The organism is Mesorhizobium australicum (assembly GCF_900177325.1).
GTDB lineage: Bacteria > Pseudomonadota > Alphaproteobacteria > Rhizobiales > Rhizobiaceae > Mesorhizobium_A > Mesorhizobium_A australicum_A.
The window spans coordinates 2,186,058-2,200,512 of record NZ_FXBL01000004.1; the positions used below are offsets into that span (position 1 = coordinate 2,186,058).

Consider the following 14,455-nt stretch of genomic DNA (forward strand, 5'->3'; position numbering starts at 1 on the left):
TTGGTAAATCCGGCGTGAAGGTGAGCAAACCTTGACGAAGATGTGACCGGGCAGACGCTGTTGCGTGAACGTCACAGCGAGCGGGCGGCGAGGCCTTCGAGCGAGGTCAGGATCAGGTCGGGCGCGAAGTCGGGATATTCGTCCGGCTGGCCGGTGCGGTTGACCCAGACGGTGCGGAAACCGAATTTCTTCGCACCCGCCGCGTCCCACCGGTTTGACGACTGGAACGAGATCTTGTCCGGATAGAGCCGCCAGGCGGTGGTGACGAGATCGTAGACCGAGGGATCCGTCTTGAAGCGCCGCACCTGGTCGACAGAGAAGATGTCGTCGATGACGAGATCCAGACCCGCCGATCTGACGGCCGCCTCCAGCATGGACGGCGAGCCGTTGGACAGGATGGCGACACGGCCGCCATGCGCCTTCAGCTCCTTCAGCACGGCAGGAATCTCGGGATAGCAGTCGAGGTTCCAGTAGGCATCGAGCAGCGAGGCACGGAACGCGGGATCGACGCTCGGCACCTTGAGGAGCGCGAAGTCGAGCGCCTGCTCGGTGAGCTGCCAGAAATCGAGATAGGCCCCCATCAGCGTGCGGGTCCAGGAGTATTCGAGCTGCTTGGCGCGCCAGATCTCGGAGAGGAGCTGGCCGTCGGGACCGATCTTCGCCGCATGTCGCCTGACCGCGGCATGGACGTCGAACAAGGTGCCATAGGCGTCGAAGACGAAGGCGGAATAGGAGGAGGGGCGCGGCTGCATCGACGCAGAGTCTGAATCCATGCAGCCCGGCGGGTCAAGCCTTGGATGATCCGAAGACCCGCGGTTTGGACCAAGAATGCCTGCCGACAGGCATTTGACGTTGGCATTTCGCGGGAATTGACTAGAAAGACCGCAGTCGATGATGATCCGCAGGCTTTCCCGATGACCCTCGCCACTCCCGCCCCGTCGCTCACCTGGACCTATGTCGATGGCGACTGGCACGAAGGCAATGTCGCGCTGCTCGGTCCGCGCAGCCATGCGATGTGGCTTGCCTCTTCCGTATTCGACGGCGCGCGCTGGTTTGAGAATGTGTCGCCGGACCTCGATCTGCATTGCCAGCGCGTGAACAGGTCGGCGACGGCGCTCGGGCTCGCCCCGCTCATGTCGGCCGAGGAGATCGAAGGCCTGACCTACGATGGATTGAAGAAGTTCGACGGCAAGACGGCCGTCTACATCCGCCCGATGTATTGGGCCGAAGACGGCGGCTACATGGGTGTGTCGGCCGATCCCGCGACGACAAGGTTCTGCCTGTGCCTCTACGAATCGCCGATGATTCCGTCGTCGGGCTTCTCGGTGACCGTCTCTCCGTTCCGCCGCCCGAGCCTCGAAACGATGCCGACCAATGCCAAGGCGGGCTGCCTCTATCCGAACAACGGCCGGGCGATCCTGGAAGCGAAGTCGCGCGGCTTCGACAATGCGCTGGTGCTGGACATGCTGGGCAACGTTGCCGAGACGGCGTCGTCGAACGTGTTCATGGTGAAGGACGGCGTGGCGTTCACGCCCGTTGCCAACGGATCCTTCCTGTCGGGCATCACCCGCTTCCGCACCATTTCGCTTCTGGCCGAGGCCGGCATCCAGACCGTGGAGAAGGTGCTGACCGTGCGCGATTTCATGGATGCGGACGAGGTCTTCTCGACTGGCAACCACTCGAAGGTCGTGCCCGTGACGCGTATCGAAGATCGCCACCTGCAGGCCGGGCCGGTCGCCAAGAAGGCCCGCGAGCTCTACTGGGACTTCGCGCATTCCGCCTGAACCGGGGGAAGCTATTCCACCCACAAACGTGAATCTGGTGACGGCCGCCGTTCCCTTCCGCCACCTGACGTCCTAGATAGGGAACGAAGCCGCCGGAGCGGGATTGCCATAGGGATCCCGCGTCGCGCGCAGTTTCATTTCAAACAGGAGATTGAGCCATGGCTTTCGAATTGCCCCCGCTGCCCTACGACTACGAGGCGCTGCAGCCCTTCATGTCGAAGGAGACGCTCGAATATCATCACGACAAGCACCACAAGGCCTATGTCGACAACGGCAACAAGCTGGCCGCCGAGGCCGGCATGGAAGGCAAGTCGGTCGAGGAAGTGGTGAAGGCGTCGTTCGGCAAGAATGCCGGCCTCTTCAACAATGCCGCCCAGCACTACAACCACATCCACTTCTGGAAGTGGATGAAGAAAGGCGGCGGCGGCAACAAGCTGCCGGCCAAGCTGCAGAAGGCGGTCGACAGCGACCTCGGTGGCTACGACAAGTTCAAGGCCGACTTCATCGCCGCCGGCACGACGCAGTTCGGCTCCGGCTGGGCCTGGGTATCGGTGAAGGACGGCAAGCTCGAGATCTCCAAGACCCCGAACGGCGAGAACCCGCTGGTCCATGGCGCTTCGCCGATCCTCGGCGTCGATGTGTGGGAGCATTCGTACTACATCGACTACCGCAACGCCCGTCCGAAATATCTCGAGGCGTTCGTCGATAGCCTGATCAACTGGGACTACGTCCTGGAGATGTACGAGAAGGCCTGATCCGGGCCGGTTCCGGAAGGGACACCGATTGGAAAGCCCCCGGCCTCGCCGGGGGCTTTTTTGTTCGCATGTGCAGCATCACGCAAGCGTGAAGCGGACCGCTCCGCCGGCTGGAAATATGCGGACTGTTGCAGCGTTGAAGGTTCGGGGACACAATCTCCGATCATAGCCAGCCTGGAGCCAGCCATATGAGATCTCTTGCACTGTCGTTTGCCATCGTCGCCGCCGCACTGACGGCGGCCCATGCCGACCCGATCGCGGACCGCAAGGCGCTGATGAAGGAGCGCGGCGGCCTCGTCGGCCAGATCGCGCCGATCGCCAAGGGCGAGCAGCCCTTCGACGCAGCCAACGTGGCGGAGGTGTTCAACGCGCTGCAGGCCAATGCCGAGAAATACGATGTCGATGCATTGTTCCCGGCCGACAGCAAGACCGGCGACACGAAGGCCTCGCCGAAGATCTGGGAGGACATGGCCGGCTTCAAGGCGCAGGCCGAGAAATACAAGGCCGACATTACGGCGGCCGCCGCCGCCAAGCCGCAGGATCTCGACGCCTTCCGCGCCGAGTTCGGCAAGGTGACGGCGAATTGCGGCGGGTGCCACCAGGCTTGGCGCCTGTAAGCCAAGGTTCTAGAAGGCACGTTCGGTCGATCGCCGCGTCGTCGCGCGGCGATCACAAAAGCTTGACTCGACGTGACGCGACAGCAGGAAAAATCCGGGCGATTTGAGGATGTTAGAGGGATTCTCCTCGATCTTCATCCAGCCCGGAGCCAGACTTAATGAAGTTCATCGTCCTGTCCGCGTCCATCCTTGCCCTCAGCGCCTCTGTCGCGCTGGCGGATCCAATCGCCGACCGCAAGGCCCAGATGAAGGCGCGCGGCGCGCTGGTGGGCGAACTGGCTCCGATCGCGCGCGGGCAGCAGCCCTACGACGCAGCCAAGGTGCTGGCGACACTGGAGGAGATGTCGAAGAATGCCGAGACGGACGTCTCCGTGTTGTGGCCGGCCGGCAGCGAAGCAGGCGACCACACCTCGTCGCTGAAGGTGTGGGAGGACCCCTCCGCCTTCGAGGCAGCGGTGGACAAATACAAGTCGGATGTCGACGCCGCGGTGGCTGCCAATCCGCAGGACATCGATGCTTTCCGGCCGCTGTTCGGTGCGATAACCTCGAACTGCGGCGCATGCCATGAGGATTTCCGGGTCAAGCGCGGCTGATCGAAGGGGAGAAGTCGATGGCGGGAACGGTTCGCAAGTTTGCCATCGGCGCAGCACTCCTCGCCGTGGCCGGCGGCGCTGCATTCTGGTTCCTGACGGTGCCAGAACGGATTCCCGAGGCGGAGATCGCAGCGCTTGCGCCCGGCGACGCCGCGCGCGGCGAACGCATCTTCTATGCAGGCGGCTGTGCGTCGTGCCATGCGGCGGCGCAGTCTGACCCCGTCCAGCCGCCCCGGCTTTCTGGCGGCTTGAGGCTCGTGACCGATTTTGGCACCTTCGTCGCGCCCAACATTTCGCAGCATCCGACCGACGGCATCGGCAACTGGTCGCTCGCGGACCTGGCGAACGCGATGCAGAAGGGTGTGTCGCCGGACGGCCGGCACTACTATCCGGCCTTCCCCTACGCCTCCTATGCCCGCATGAAGCTGGCGGACATCGCTGACCTTCATGCCTTCATGAAGACGCTGCCGGCGGTCGAGGGCAAGGCGCCGGGCAACGAACTCGGCTTCCCGTTCAACATCTCGCGCGGCATCGGCCTGTGGAAGCTGGTGAACCTGTCGCCGGCGCCGGTGCTCTCGCTGCCCGGCGCGTCGGAACAGGTGCTGGCAGGACAGTATCTGGTCGAGGGGCCGGGGCATTGCGGCGAATGCCACACGCCGCGCGACGTCACCGGCGGGATCGACAAGACGCAGTGGCTGGCGGGCGCCGCGGCGGCCGAGGGCGACGGCGTCGTGCCCAACATCACGCCGCAGAGCGCGGCCATCGGCGAGTGGTCGCCGAGCGACATCGCCGAATATCTGAAGAGCGGCTTCACGCCGGATTTCGATTCGGCGGGCGGTGCGATGGCGGCGGTGGTGAAGAACATCGGCCATCTCTCCGACGACGACCGGGCCGCGATCGCCGCCTATCTCAAGGCCGTGCCAGGCCGGGCGAACGGCTATCCGGCGCCGCGTTGATCCTCAGGCCTCGACCGGCACCGGCTGCGCGGCCTGCGGGCCGGCGGCAAGACGCACCGGCCGCTTGAGGAAGAGCACCAGCAGCGCGACAGCGAGGAAGCTGCAGAGGCTGTAGACCAACGCGGCCGAGAGCGCCCCGATGAAGGCCGGGTGCGGCCCGGCACCGGAGGCAAAGCCGCCGGTCAGGCTGGAGAAGAAGATCTGCCCGGCGATGGCGATGCCGAAGGCGCTGCCGAGCTGCTGGAACGACTGGAGCGACCCCGCGCCGGAGCCCGCATCGCGTGGCTCGACGCTCGCCAGCGCGGTCTGCATCAGCGGCGCGATAGCGGTGCCCATGCCGAGACCCGAGAGAAGCAGCGGCGCGAGGAACTGCCAGTGGTCCACCGCATCGCCCACGCTCTGCACGACGGAGCGCAGCCAGGCCATGCCGCAGAGCAGGATGAGCGCGCCGGTCGCGATGCGCTGACGGTGCCAGCGCGAGCCGATGCGGCCGTTGAGGATCGAGGCGACCAGCACGCCGACAGGGAAGGGCATGGTGGTGAGGCCGGCCATCAGCGGGGTGAAGCCAAAACCCTGCTGCAGGAAGATCGCCAGGAACAGGAATACAGCCATCGAGCCGGAGAAGAAGATCAGTACCATGCCGCCGCCGAGGACGAAATTGCCGTTGGCGAGCAGCGACGCCGGCAACAACTGGCTGAGCCCGCGGTCCGCCCGCGAACGTTCATAGAGCACGAACAGCGCCGCTCCGATAATGCCGGCCGCCAGCATGGCGAAGGTCCAGAGCGGCCAGCCGAGCGTGTGGCCCTCGATGAGCGGGAAGATGACAAGCAGGATGGAGACGACGGCGATGGCGATGCCGCCCCAGTCGTTGGTGAGGTTCGGATGCCTTTCAGTCGCTGGCACGATCGCACGGGCGGCGAGCAGCACGGCAATGCCGATCGGGATGTTGACCAGGAAGATCGGTCGCCAGTCGAGGCCGAAAAAGTCGCCGCCGATCAGCAGGCCGCCGAGCAGAGGCCCGGTGACCGAGCCGAGGCCGGCGGTGAGGCCGAAGAAGGAGAACGCGTGTGCCCTTTCCTCCGGCGGAAACATGGATTGGGCGATGGCAAGCACCTGCGGCATCATCATCGCGCCGGTGAGACCCTGCAGGATGCGCGCGCCGATCAGCACCTCGGTGGTGGGCGCGAGGCCGCAGAGCGCGGAGAAGAAGGTGAAACCGGCCACGCCGGTCATGAACATGCGCTTGCGGCCGATCTGGTCGCCGAGCCGGCCAAAGGGCAGCAGTGCGAGGGCGAAGGCCAGCACATAGGCGGCAACCACCCATTCGATCTCGGAGGAGGAAGCGCCGAGGCTCGCCTGGAGCCGGGGCAGGGCGACGTTGACGATCGAGACGTCGACCATGTTCATGAAGGCTGCGGCCAGCAAGGTGAAAAGGGCGGCCCAGCGGCGGGGATAGGCGGGAACACTCATGGGAGAACCTGTCAGAGTTCGGAGGACGGACGGCGGAAGCAGCGCTCGAGCTCGGAAAAGACCCTGTCGAGCGCTTCCGCGGATGGATTGGGCTGCTTGGTGGTCGCGATCATGCCGCCGATGATGATGGAGGCGGCGGCGGACGGGTCGAGGTCGGCGCGAAAGGAGCCGTTGGCGCGCCCGGCTTCCAGGATGGCGCGCCACTGCTGATGCCAGTAGCCGCGCATCGGCAACATGGCCGCAGCCACCGCAGGATCTCGCCGCGAGCGTTCCTGCATCTCGCCCATGACCAGATAGCGATCGGGCGTGTTGAGGAAGGTGTCGCGGAAGTCGGCGAATTCCAGCCGCATGCATTCGAGAGGCGTGAGGCCGTCGCGCGGGCGGGCCCTGTGCTGGGCGATGAAGTCGTCGCGCAGCGACTGCGCGACGAGCGTGATCAGCGCCTCCTTGGAGGGGATGTGGTAGTGCAGCGTCGCGATGTTGATACCGACCCGCTCGGCGATGTCGCGCATCCGGAGCCCCTCGAAGCCGCGCTCGGCGATCAGCCCACGCACGGCCAACGCGATTTCGGCGCGGCGGGAATCGGTGTCTCGGCGAGGAGAATCGACGTGTGCTGACATGACCATCAATCAGTTGATTGAGACGGCAATCAATCAGTTGATGGAGTAGATGTCAAGCCGGATACTTTGCGTTGCGGTTTTGTTCCCGCGATTCAGGCGATCACGATCCTGCCGCGAGTGGCCAGGACCACGCGGGACGCCCGCCAGATTCTTGAGCCGACCGGCAGGCCTGGGGGACGCGCGAACAGACAGAAAGGGAGGAAGTTTCGTGCCCCCTCCCGCCATGTTACGGACAGTTCCGGACGATCTGCGAATGTCAGATCAGCCGCACCGACATGCCGCCATCGGCGATCATCGGGCTGCCGGTGACGAAGCTCGAGCGGTCGGAGAGGAGGAAGAGAGCTACCTGCGCGATCTCCCTGGCGTCCGCCATCCGCTTTATCGGATGGAGATTCGCGATGAAATCAAGCGCATCGGGATTGCCTTCTCCGGCGATTGGCGTGATCGTACCTCCCGGCAACAGGGCGTTGATGCGGATGCCTTCCGCGGCGTGTTCCGATGCCAGTGATTGCACCAGTCCAATCAGCCCCGCCTTGGACGCCGCATAGGCCCCCATCCCCGGCAGGCCGCCGTTGCTGTAGCCGACAAAGGACGACGTGAAGACGATCGAGCCTCGTCCGCTGATCCTCATGGCGGGTATCTGCGCTTTGGCCGCGAGGAAAGCGGCCGTCAGATTGACCGACATGACGTGGTTCCAGTTGGCCAATCCCATGTCCGGGACGGGACCCATCTCCCCCATGATGCCGGCATTGTTGAATGCACCGTCCAGGTTCCCGAACTCCTTCACGGCGAGATCGACCAAGGCCTCGGCGTAGCCTTCATCCTTGACGTCGCCGGCGAGGAAGACCGCCCTGCCATTGCCCGGGTTGATTGTGCCGGCAAGGGCTTCGAGTTCGGCCGACCGGCGCGCTCCGAGGATTACATTCGCGCCTTCGTCGGCAAACAGCAGTGCCGCCGCCGCGCCAATGCCGCTGCTCGCCCCTGTGATGATGATCGATTTGTCTTTCAGTTCCATGTCGTGTCTCTCCTGAGGTTCACGTCATGGGAATACCGGCGTCACAGATACCCTCGCCACCCGTTTCCCGCCCGCGCCCTCAAGACGCGGCGATCGCTCGGAATGGCGTACGGCCATGGGGCTTCTATTGGACCCGCCGCGCAATCGGGGCGAAGGCGCTGAGGCCGAGCCACTGCGGCATCGAACGCGCCAGATGCGGGTCGCCTTCGATCTTGATCTGGCCGCTCTCGGTCTCGTTCTTGATGGTCGTCAGCCCCATCCAGACCGCGGTCATCGCGCGCAGGGAGCTCTTGACGAGAAGGTCGAGCTCATGGCCCGGGTCGAAATTGCACAGATCGACTGTGCCGCTCTCGACGACCAGCCACCATCTCTTCTGTGCCTGCGGAAGTTCCGAATACAGAAACTGTATCGTGCAACGCCTTTCCGGCAGGAGGCCGGCGTTGAGGCTGCGGCGCATGTCCCACATCAGGAGCGAAGGGTCGAGGTTCTTCAGGGTGAGGCGCGATTCCATCCAGCGCTGGGCCCAGTTGCCCAGGCCCATGATCACGGGACGCAACTCCTCGCCGGCTTCGGAAAGCCGATATTCGACCGTGCCATTGGGCTTGCGGGAGGCGACGATCACGCCCGCCTGCTGCAGCTCCTTCAGCCTTTTCGACAGCAGCGCCGGCGACATTTTCGGCACGCCGCGGCGCAGATCGGTGAAGCGGGTGCTGCCGCAGAGGAGCTCCCGGACCACCAGTGTGGTCCAGCGGCTACACAGGATCTCGGACGCCATCGAGACCGGGCAGAACTGACCGTAACTACCGCGTTCCTGCATCGACGGGCCTCCGTTGAGCCGAGACAGAATACTCCAGAAGCAAGGCGCCGGAAACAGCGAGGTTCACTTTCTGAACTGGATCGGCTGCCGGGCCGCGAGAGATCATGGAGCATCAGATCAATGGAGGTTTCCATGTCAGCTACACTCAACTTGAAGGAATACTCGGCGACGGCGATCGACGATCCCCGCGACGTGGTCGCGGTCGCCCACCGGATCGCGCCGATGCTCGCGGCGCGCGCCGACGAGGTCGATGAAACCGGCCGGTTCGTGGCCGAAAACTACGACCTCCTGAAGCAGGAAGGCCTCGTCGAGGCAGGCGTGCCGATCGAGTTGGGAGGCGGCGGCGCAGAGGTGGCTGACCTCGCAGAGATGCTCAGGGTCATGGCGCGCTCCTGCGGATCAACCGCGCTTGCCTTTGCCATGCACACCCATCAGGTCGCGATCCCCGCCTGGCGCTGGCGGCACCAGAAGGTGGCTGCGGTTGAACCGCTGCTGCGCCGGGTGGCGGCCGAGCGGCTGGTGCTTCTGTCGTCGGGCGGTTCCGACTGGATCGGCGGCTCCGGCAAGGCCGAGAAGGTGGAAGGCGGCTATCGCGTCAACGCGCGCAAGGCGTTCACCTCCGGCGCCGAGGCGGGCAGCATCCTGATGACGGGAGCCATCGTTGAGGATGAGGGCGGCAATTGCTCGGTCATCCATTTCGGCGCGCCGATGACGTCGAGCAGTGTGCGGATAGAGCAGACGTGGCGCACGCTCGGCATGCGAGGAACCGCCTCGAACGACGTTGTCATCGAGGACCTTTTCGTGCCGGACGCCAGCGTTTCGTTTTCCCGCAAGGCGGGGGAATGGCATCCGGTGTTCCAGACCATCGTCACGATCGCTTTTCCGCTGATCTATGCCGTCTATCTCGGCATTGCCGAGAGTGCGCGGGATATCGCAGTCGAGATCGCCAAGACGAAGACCGGTGCCGATGCGGCGATCGCCGGGCGTATGGATACGGAGCTTCGCGCCGCCCAGCTCGCACATCGCTGGATGCTTGACGCGGTGGCGCGCGATGCCCCGTCCGCTGATACCGTCAACGAGGTGATGATCGGCCGTACGCTCGTGGCGCGCCATGGGATCGAAGCTGTCGAACTCGCGATGGAGCTGGCAGGCGGCACCTCGTTCTACCGCAAGGCAGGCCTGGAGAGGCGGTTCCGCGACATCCAGGGCGCCCGCTTCCATCCGCTCCAGAGCGGGCCGCAGGCGCGCTATGCTGGGGCCGTGGCGCTCGGTCGCCCGACGGCGTCGATCTTCTGACGAGCAGCGGCAGGCCGCCGTTCGTCAGGCGGCGGCCTGCCTTGGCTCGCTCGGCGCGAGGCCGGCTGCGCGTTCGCAGTGCTCGACGTGTTTTTCGAGCGCGTCTTTGGACAGAACCGCGCTGATGGTGCAGATGTCGCGGTTCTGGAACTTCGGCATGCGCTGAAGCTCCTGGAGCCGCACGAGCAGGGCGCCACGGGTCATGTTCGTCTCCTTCGTTAGAGCAATGTCCGGCCGGACTGGTCTGATCCGGTCGGGCCTCCAGGCGTCGTCCCCCGCCAGTTCGAAGATCAGGCGGCTTTCTTCTCCACCTTCTTCTCGGCATGGAGAGGAATCTCGATGTCGACTTCGAGGGTAGAGACGTTGTCGCCGCGCTCCATCGTGACGCTCACCTTCTCGGGATCGATCGTCACGTGCTTGGCGACGACGGCGAGGATCTCCTCGCGCAGGATCGTCACGAGGTCGGACTGGCCGCCGATATGGACCCGCTCATGCGCCAGCAGGATCTGCAGGCGCTCGCGCGCTGCCGGCGCAGAGCCCTTGCGGTTGAAGAACGTGAACAGGCTCATGCCGCCCTCCTTCCGAACATCTTTGCGAGGATGCTGCGCTTCTCGCCCGGGATGGTGACCGGGATCGTCTCGCCGGCGAGGCGGCGGGCCGCCTGCGCATAGGCCATGGCAGGGGCGCTGCGGGCATCGGCCAACGTGACCGGCGTGCCGAGGTTGGAGGCGCGCAGCACGTCCATGCTCTCCGGGATGATGCCGATTAGCGGGATCGAGAGGATCTCGAGCACGTCGTCGACCTTCAGCATGTCGCCGCGGGCGGCCCGGGCGGGGTCGTAGCGGGTGAGAAGAAGGTGCTTCTCCATCCGCTCGCCATTCTCGGCCTTGAGCGTCTTGGAATCGAGCAAGCCGATGATGCGGTCGGAATCGCGCACCGACGAGACTTCCGGATTGGTGACGATGACGGCGGCATCCGCGTGGCGCATGGCGAGCGTCGCGCCGCGCTCGATGCCGGCCGGACTGTCGCAGATGATCCAGTCGAAGTGCTTCTTCAGCGTCTCCATGACGGTGGCGACGCCCTCGGCGGTGAGCGCGTCCTTGTCGCGGGTCTGGGAGGCGGGCAGCAGGAACAGCGTCTCGACCCGCTTGTCGCGGATCAGCGCCTGGGGAAGTTTGGCGTCACCCTGGACGACGTTGACGAGGTCGTAGACCACGCGGCGCTCGGCGCCCATCACCAAGTCGAGATTGCGCAGGCCGACGTCGAAGTCGATGACGACCGTCTTGTCGCCGCGCTGCGCGAGCGCGGCTCCCAGCGCCGCCGTCGACGTCGTCTTGCCGACGCCGCCTTTACCCGATGTGACCACGATAACCTTTGCCATACGTCTCTCCTGTCCCCCTGGTCCTGCCGTCTCAGTTCAGTGTTTCCGCCATGATGGCGTCGCCTTCGAGCCAGAACTGCACGGCCTGGCCGCGCAGCTTCCTGTCCATGTCCTCGGCCGTCTTGTAGAGGCCGTCGATCGCCAGAAGCTCGGCCTCGAGCTTGCGGCAGAAGATGCGCGCCGAGACGTTGCCGACCGTGCCGGCGAGCGCGCGTCCGCGCAGCGTGCCGTAGACGTGGATCGAACCGCCGGCGACGACCTCGGCGCCCGAGGCGACCGAGCCGATGATGGTGACGTCGCCCTCAGGGAAGACGACCGATTGGCCGGAGCGCACCGGCTCGCGGATGATGATGGAAGGCACGGAGCGGGCGGGCCGTATGTCGATCTGGGGCGAGGGCGCTGCGGCCGGCTCTTCGGCCTGCGCCTCACTGGCGGCTTCCTCGGAGGGGGCCTCGAAGTCGGGGCCCGGGCGGCCGCCCTTCATGGCGGGTGGCATGCCGGGGCCGATGAGCGACGGGCGCGCGCCCTCGATGCCCATGATCCAGACATTGCGCTTGCCGAGCTCGGCGATCAGCTCGGCGAGGCCGGCCTTGGTGATGTCGACGTTCTCCAGGTCGAGTACGACGGGCCGGTTGAGGAAGAAGCCGGCGGAGCGCGATGCAAGATCGTCGAGCCGCGCAAGCCAGTCTTCTATCGGGAGTTCCGGGGAGAGCGTGAGAGCCAGGAAGGACCGGCCCTTGAGGCGGATTGGACGGTTGTCTGTTAGCGATTCGGTCATCTTGGTTAACGCTCTGTTGCGTCGACCAAGTATGGGGCTGATGGTTAATCAAAAGTTAACGGCGGATGCCAGCGCGCGGCCTCTCGCCGAGCGGTGGAATCCCATAAACGATTGAAGTGAAAGGAAAATCTTGACGCACCGCCGTTTTGCGGCGCGTCGGCCAATCGTTAAAATTTCCTGGTCGGCCAGACGAGCGCCGGAATGACGCGGAAGCGTCTCCGGGCGCCCAACGGAAGGGTCAAGATGAGGGCGGCACGTGGTCTTTGCCGGTCACCTTCAGCGCGAAGGCATAGGTGTAGGCGATCTCCTCCAGGCGACTGAAACGGCCCGACGCGCCGGCATGCCCGGCGTCCATGTTGATGCGGAAGAGGGCGGGATTCTTCGACGTCGAGCGCTCGCGCAGCCGGGCCACCCACTTCGCCGGCTCCCAATAGGTGACGCGCGGGTCGGTGAGGCCGGCGACCGCCAGGATCGGCGGATAGGGCAGGGCGGCGACATTGTCATACGGGCTGTAGGCGGCGATGGTGCGGTAGTTCGCCTCCGAGACGATCGGATTGCCCCATTCGGGCCATTCAGGCGGCGTCAGCGGCAGCGTGTCGTCGAGCATCGTCGTCAGCACGTCGACGAAGGGCACTTCGGCGACGATGGCACCGAAGGCGTCGGGCGCCATGTTGGAGACCGCGCCCATCAGCATGCCGCCGGCCGAGCCGCCCTGCGCGACGATGCGGTCGTGCGAGGTGAATTTCTCTGCCACGAGATGGCGAGCGGCGGCGATGAAGTCGGTGAAGGTGTTGAGCTTCTTCTCGCGCTTGCCGTCCTCGTACCAGCCATAGCCCTTGTCCTTGCCGCCGCGGATATGGGCGATGGCGTAGACGAAGCCGCGGTCGACCAGAGACAGGCAGTTGGTGTTGAAGCCGGCCGGGATGGTGATGCCGTAGGAGCCGTAGCCGTAGAGCAAGAGCGGCGCGGTGCCGTCGAGCTTGGTGTCGCGGTGGTAGAGCAGCGAAACAGGCACCGTCTCGCCGTCGGCCGCAGGCGCCATGACGCGGCGGGTGACGTAGTGGTCCGGATCGTGGCCGGAGGGCACTTCCTGTGTCTTGAGCAGGACACGCTCGCGCGAGCGCATGTCATAGTCGAACACCTGCGTCGGCGTGGTCATCGAGGAATAGGAGAAGCGGATCACGGTCGTGTCGTATTCGGCGGAGCCGCCGAGGCCAAGCGAATAGGCCTCCTCGTCGAAGGCGATCATGTGCTCCGCGCCGGAGGCGCGCTCGCGCACGACGATGCGGGGCAGCCCGTCCTTGCGCTCCAGCCGCACCAGGAAGTGTTGGAAGCCCATGACGGAGAGGATCAGGCGGCCGGGCTCGTGCGGGACGACCTCGCGCCAGTTCGTGCGCGACGGGTCGGTGGCGGGCGCCGACATGATCTTGAAGTCCTTGGCGCCGTCGGCATTGGTGAGGATGAAGAACTCCTCGCCGCCTTCCTCGACCTCGTATTGCAGGCCGGGTTCGCGCGGGGCGACGATCTTCGGCCCGGCGGACGGGTCGTTCGCCGGCAGGATGCGGTATTCGGTCGTCTCGTGATCGTTGATGACGACGAAGATCCAGTCGTTGTTGCGCGCGCCGCCGACATTCATGAACATGCCGGAATCGGTTTCCTCATAGACCAGCCGGTCGGCTGCCGCATCGGTGCCGAGGCGGTGGTAGAACAGCTTCGAGGGGCGGTGGCTGGCGTCGAGCCGGGCGTAGAAGAAGCCGTCGCCCGACGCATCCCACACGCCGCCGCCGCCGGTGTCGGCGACCGTGTCGGCAAGGTCGGCGCGCGTATCGAGGTCGCGGACGCGCAGCGTGTAGAACTCGGAGCCCTTGTCGTCGACGCCCCACAGAAGCTTGCGGTGGTCGAAGGAATGGTCGACGCCGCCGATGCGGAAGTAGGCCTTGGACCCGGCTTCGAGGTCGCCATCGAGATAGATGTCCTCCGGCCCGCCGTCGCGAGGCGTGCGGAAGAAGCGCGGCTGCTCGCCGCCCTTCTTGTAGGACGAGCCGTAGGCATAGGGACCGTCCTTCATCGGCACGGAGGAATCGTCCTCCTTGATGCGGCCCTTCATCTCGGCAAACAGGACCTTCCGCAGTTCCGCCGTGTCGGCCATCAGCGCGGTCTGGTAGGCGTTCTCATCCTCCAGGTGCCTGCGGATCGCGGGATCGAGCACGGCCGGGTCCTTGAACACCTCCTGCCAGTTGTCGGCGCGCAGCCAGGCGAATTCGTCGACCCGGGTGATGCCGTGGCGGGTGTCCTCGACGGGGCGGCGCTCGGTGGCCGGGGCGGGCAGGTCCGGAAAGGGGCTCTTCGTCATCAGGCGGTCTTTCGCTGTTG

Annotated in this window: 16 protein-coding genes; 6 read left to right on the top strand and 10 right to left on the bottom strand. The window is 65.3% G+C overall.

All coding sequences use genetic code 11. The features are described from left to right. Positions 1 to 71: 71 nt before the first annotated feature. Complete coding sequence (locus tag B9Z03_RS13075) at positions 72 to 752, bottom strand: haloacid dehalogenase type II (RefSeq protein ID WP_085467644.1); 681 nt, start codon at positions 750 to 752, stop codon at positions 72 to 74. 162 nt (positions 753 to 914) lie between these two features. Here B9Z03_RS13075 and B9Z03_RS13080 point away from each other — a divergent pair, with 162 nt between their 5' ends. The 5 genes from B9Z03_RS13080 (at position 915) to B9Z03_RS13100 (ending at position 4,705) form a co-directional block, all read left to right on the top strand. Next, entirely contained in the window at positions 915 to 1,784 is an 870-nt protein-coding gene (locus B9Z03_RS13080; RefSeq protein WP_085464599.1) for a branched-chain amino acid aminotransferase, read from the top strand. 158 nt (positions 1,785 to 1,942) lie between these two features. Then, positions 1,943 to 2,539 (top strand): superoxide dismutase, encoded by a 597-nt coding sequence (locus tag B9Z03_RS13085; RefSeq protein ID WP_085464600.1) that lies wholly within the window; start codon positions 1,943 to 1,945, stop codon positions 2,537 to 2,539. A 188-nt stretch (positions 2,540 to 2,727) separates the two neighbouring features. Further along, positions 2,728 to 3,156 (top strand): c-type cytochrome, encoded by a 429-nt coding sequence (locus tag B9Z03_RS13090; RefSeq protein ID WP_085464601.1) that lies wholly within the window; start codon positions 2,728 to 2,730, stop codon positions 3,154 to 3,156. Between the two features lie 158 nt (positions 3,157 to 3,314). Next, the gene (locus B9Z03_RS13095; RefSeq protein ID WP_085464602.1) at positions 3,315 to 3,749 is read left to right on the top strand and encodes a c-type cytochrome; all 435 of its coding nucleotides are present in this window, start codon (positions 3,315 to 3,317) and stop codon (positions 3,747 to 3,749) included. A gap of 17 nt (positions 3,750 to 3,766) precedes the next feature. After that, on the top strand, positions 3,767 to 4,705 hold the full coding sequence (locus B9Z03_RS13100; protein ID WP_085464603.1) for a cytochrome c: 939 nt from the start codon (positions 3,767 to 3,769) through the stop codon (positions 4,703 to 4,705). A gap of 3 nt (positions 4,706 to 4,708) precedes the next feature. On the opposite strand, the gene B9Z03_RS13105 is transcribed toward B9Z03_RS13100, so the two are convergent. The 4 genes from B9Z03_RS13105 to B9Z03_RS13120 form a co-directional block, all read right to left on the bottom strand. Beyond that, positions 4,709 to 6,175 carry an MFS transporter gene (locus B9Z03_RS13105; protein ID WP_085464604.1) on the bottom strand — a complete coding sequence of 489 codons (1,467 nt, stop codon included), beginning with the start codon at positions 6,173 to 6,175 and terminating at the stop codon, positions 4,709 to 4,711. Positions 6,176 to 6,186: 11 nt separating this feature from the next. After that, complete coding sequence (locus B9Z03_RS13110) at positions 6,187 to 6,795, bottom strand: TetR/AcrR family transcriptional regulator (protein ID WP_176247512.1); 609 nt, start codon at positions 6,793 to 6,795, stop codon at positions 6,187 to 6,189. 256 nt (positions 6,796 to 7,051) lie between these two features. After that, positions 7,052 to 7,810, bottom strand: coding sequence for an SDR family oxidoreductase (locus B9Z03_RS13115; protein WP_085464606.1), 759 nt, complete (start codon positions 7,808 to 7,810; stop codon positions 7,052 to 7,054). Between the two features lie 124 nt (positions 7,811 to 7,934). Continuing rightward, positions 7,935 to 8,627 (bottom strand): winged helix-turn-helix transcriptional regulator, encoded by a 693-nt coding sequence (locus B9Z03_RS13120; RefSeq protein ID WP_085464607.1) that lies wholly within the window; start codon positions 8,625 to 8,627, stop codon positions 7,935 to 7,937. Positions 8,628 to 8,759: 132 nt separating this feature from the next. Here B9Z03_RS13120 and B9Z03_RS13125 point away from each other — a divergent pair, with 132 nt between their 5' ends. Next, complete coding sequence (locus B9Z03_RS13125) at positions 8,760 to 9,923, top strand: acyl-CoA dehydrogenase family protein (protein ID WP_085467645.1); 1,164 nt, start codon at positions 8,760 to 8,762, stop codon at positions 9,921 to 9,923. A 24-nt stretch (positions 9,924 to 9,947) separates the two neighbouring features. Here B9Z03_RS13125 and B9Z03_RS13130 read toward each other — a convergent pair whose 3' ends face one another. The 5 genes from B9Z03_RS13130 to B9Z03_RS13150 all read right to left on the bottom strand — a co-directional run bounded on the left by B9Z03_RS13130 (position 9,948) and on the right by B9Z03_RS13150 (position 14,435). Next, positions 9,948 to 10,127: a hypothetical protein gene (locus B9Z03_RS13130; RefSeq protein ID WP_085464608.1), complete on the bottom strand. Its 180-nt coding sequence runs from the start codon at positions 10,125 to 10,127 to the stop codon at positions 9,948 to 9,950. An 86-nt stretch (positions 10,128 to 10,213) separates the two neighbouring features. Further along, positions 10,214 to 10,492 (bottom strand): cell division topological specificity factor MinE, encoded by a 279-nt coding sequence (gene minE, locus B9Z03_RS13135; RefSeq protein ID WP_085464609.1) that lies wholly within the window; start codon positions 10,490 to 10,492, stop codon positions 10,214 to 10,216. Continuing rightward, positions 10,489 to 11,304, bottom strand: coding sequence for a septum site-determining protein MinD (gene minD / locus B9Z03_RS13140; RefSeq protein ID WP_085464610.1), 816 nt, complete (start codon positions 11,302 to 11,304; stop codon positions 10,489 to 10,491). The genes minE and minD overlap by 4 nt, the downstream gene beginning before the upstream one ends. Before the next feature lie 31 nt (positions 11,305 to 11,335). Then, the gene (gene minC, locus B9Z03_RS13145) at positions 11,336 to 12,082 is read right to left on the bottom strand and encodes a septum site-determining protein MinC (protein WP_085464611.1); all 747 of its coding nucleotides are present in this window, start codon (positions 12,080 to 12,082) and stop codon (positions 11,336 to 11,338) included. A 238-nt stretch (positions 12,083 to 12,320) separates the two neighbouring features. Further along, positions 12,321 to 14,435 (bottom strand): S9 family peptidase, encoded by a 2,115-nt coding sequence (locus B9Z03_RS13150; RefSeq protein ID WP_085464612.1) that lies wholly within the window; start codon positions 14,433 to 14,435, stop codon positions 12,321 to 12,323. Positions 14,436 to 14,455 lie beyond the last annotated feature (20 nt).

Bases quoted from the DNA above. Each gene is read 5' to 3' on its own strand.
- B9Z03_RS13075 (WP_085467644.1), bottom strand. From the start codon at position 752: ATGCAGCCGCGCCCCTCCTCCTATTCCGCCTTCGTCTTCGACGCCTAT.
- B9Z03_RS13080 (WP_085464599.1), top strand. From the start codon at position 915: ATGACCCTCGCCACTCCCGCCCCGTCGCTCACCTGGACCTATGTCGAT.
- B9Z03_RS13085 (WP_085464600.1), top strand. From the start codon at position 1,943: ATGGCTTTCGAATTGCCCCCGCTGCCCTACGACTACGAGGCGCTGCAG.
- B9Z03_RS13090 (WP_085464601.1), top strand. From the start codon at position 2,728: ATGAGATCTCTTGCACTGTCGTTTGCCATCGTCGCCGCCGCACTGACG.
- B9Z03_RS13095 (WP_085464602.1), top strand. From the start codon at position 3,315: ATGAAGTTCATCGTCCTGTCCGCGTCCATCCTTGCCCTCAGCGCCTCT.
- B9Z03_RS13100 (WP_085464603.1), top strand. From the start codon at position 3,767: ATGGCGGGAACGGTTCGCAAGTTTGCCATCGGCGCAGCACTCCTCGCC.
- B9Z03_RS13105 (WP_085464604.1), bottom strand. From the start codon at position 6,175: ATGAGTGTTCCCGCCTATCCCCGCCGCTGGGCCGCCCTTTTCACCTTG.
- B9Z03_RS13110 (WP_176247512.1), bottom strand. From the start codon at position 6,795: ATGTCAGCACACGTCGATTCTCCTCGCCGAGACACCGATTCCCGCCGC.
- B9Z03_RS13115 (WP_085464606.1), bottom strand. From the start codon at position 7,810: ATGGAACTGAAAGACAAATCGATCATCATCACAGGGGCGAGCAGCGGC.
- B9Z03_RS13120 (WP_085464607.1), bottom strand. From the start codon at position 8,627: ATGCAGGAACGCGGTAGTTACGGTCAGTTCTGCCCGGTCTCGATGGCG.
- B9Z03_RS13125 (WP_085467645.1), top strand. From the start codon at position 8,760: ATGTCAGCTACACTCAACTTGAAGGAATACTCGGCGACGGCGATCGAC.
- B9Z03_RS13130 (WP_085464608.1), bottom strand. From the start codon at position 10,127: ATGACCCGTGGCGCCCTGCTCGTGCGGCTCCAGGAGCTTCAGCGCATG.
- minE (WP_085464609.1), bottom strand. From the start codon at position 10,492: ATGAGCCTGTTCACGTTCTTCAACCGCAAGGGCTCTGCGCCGGCAGCG.
- minD (WP_085464610.1), bottom strand. From the start codon at position 11,304: ATGGCAAAGGTTATCGTGGTCACATCGGGTAAAGGCGGCGTCGGCAAG.
- minC (WP_085464611.1), bottom strand. From the start codon at position 12,082: ATGACCGAATCGCTAACAGACAACCGTCCAATCCGCCTCAAGGGCCGG.
- B9Z03_RS13150 (WP_085464612.1), bottom strand. From the start codon at position 14,435: ATGACGAAGAGCCCCTTTCCGGACCTGCCCGCCCCGGCCACCGAGCGC.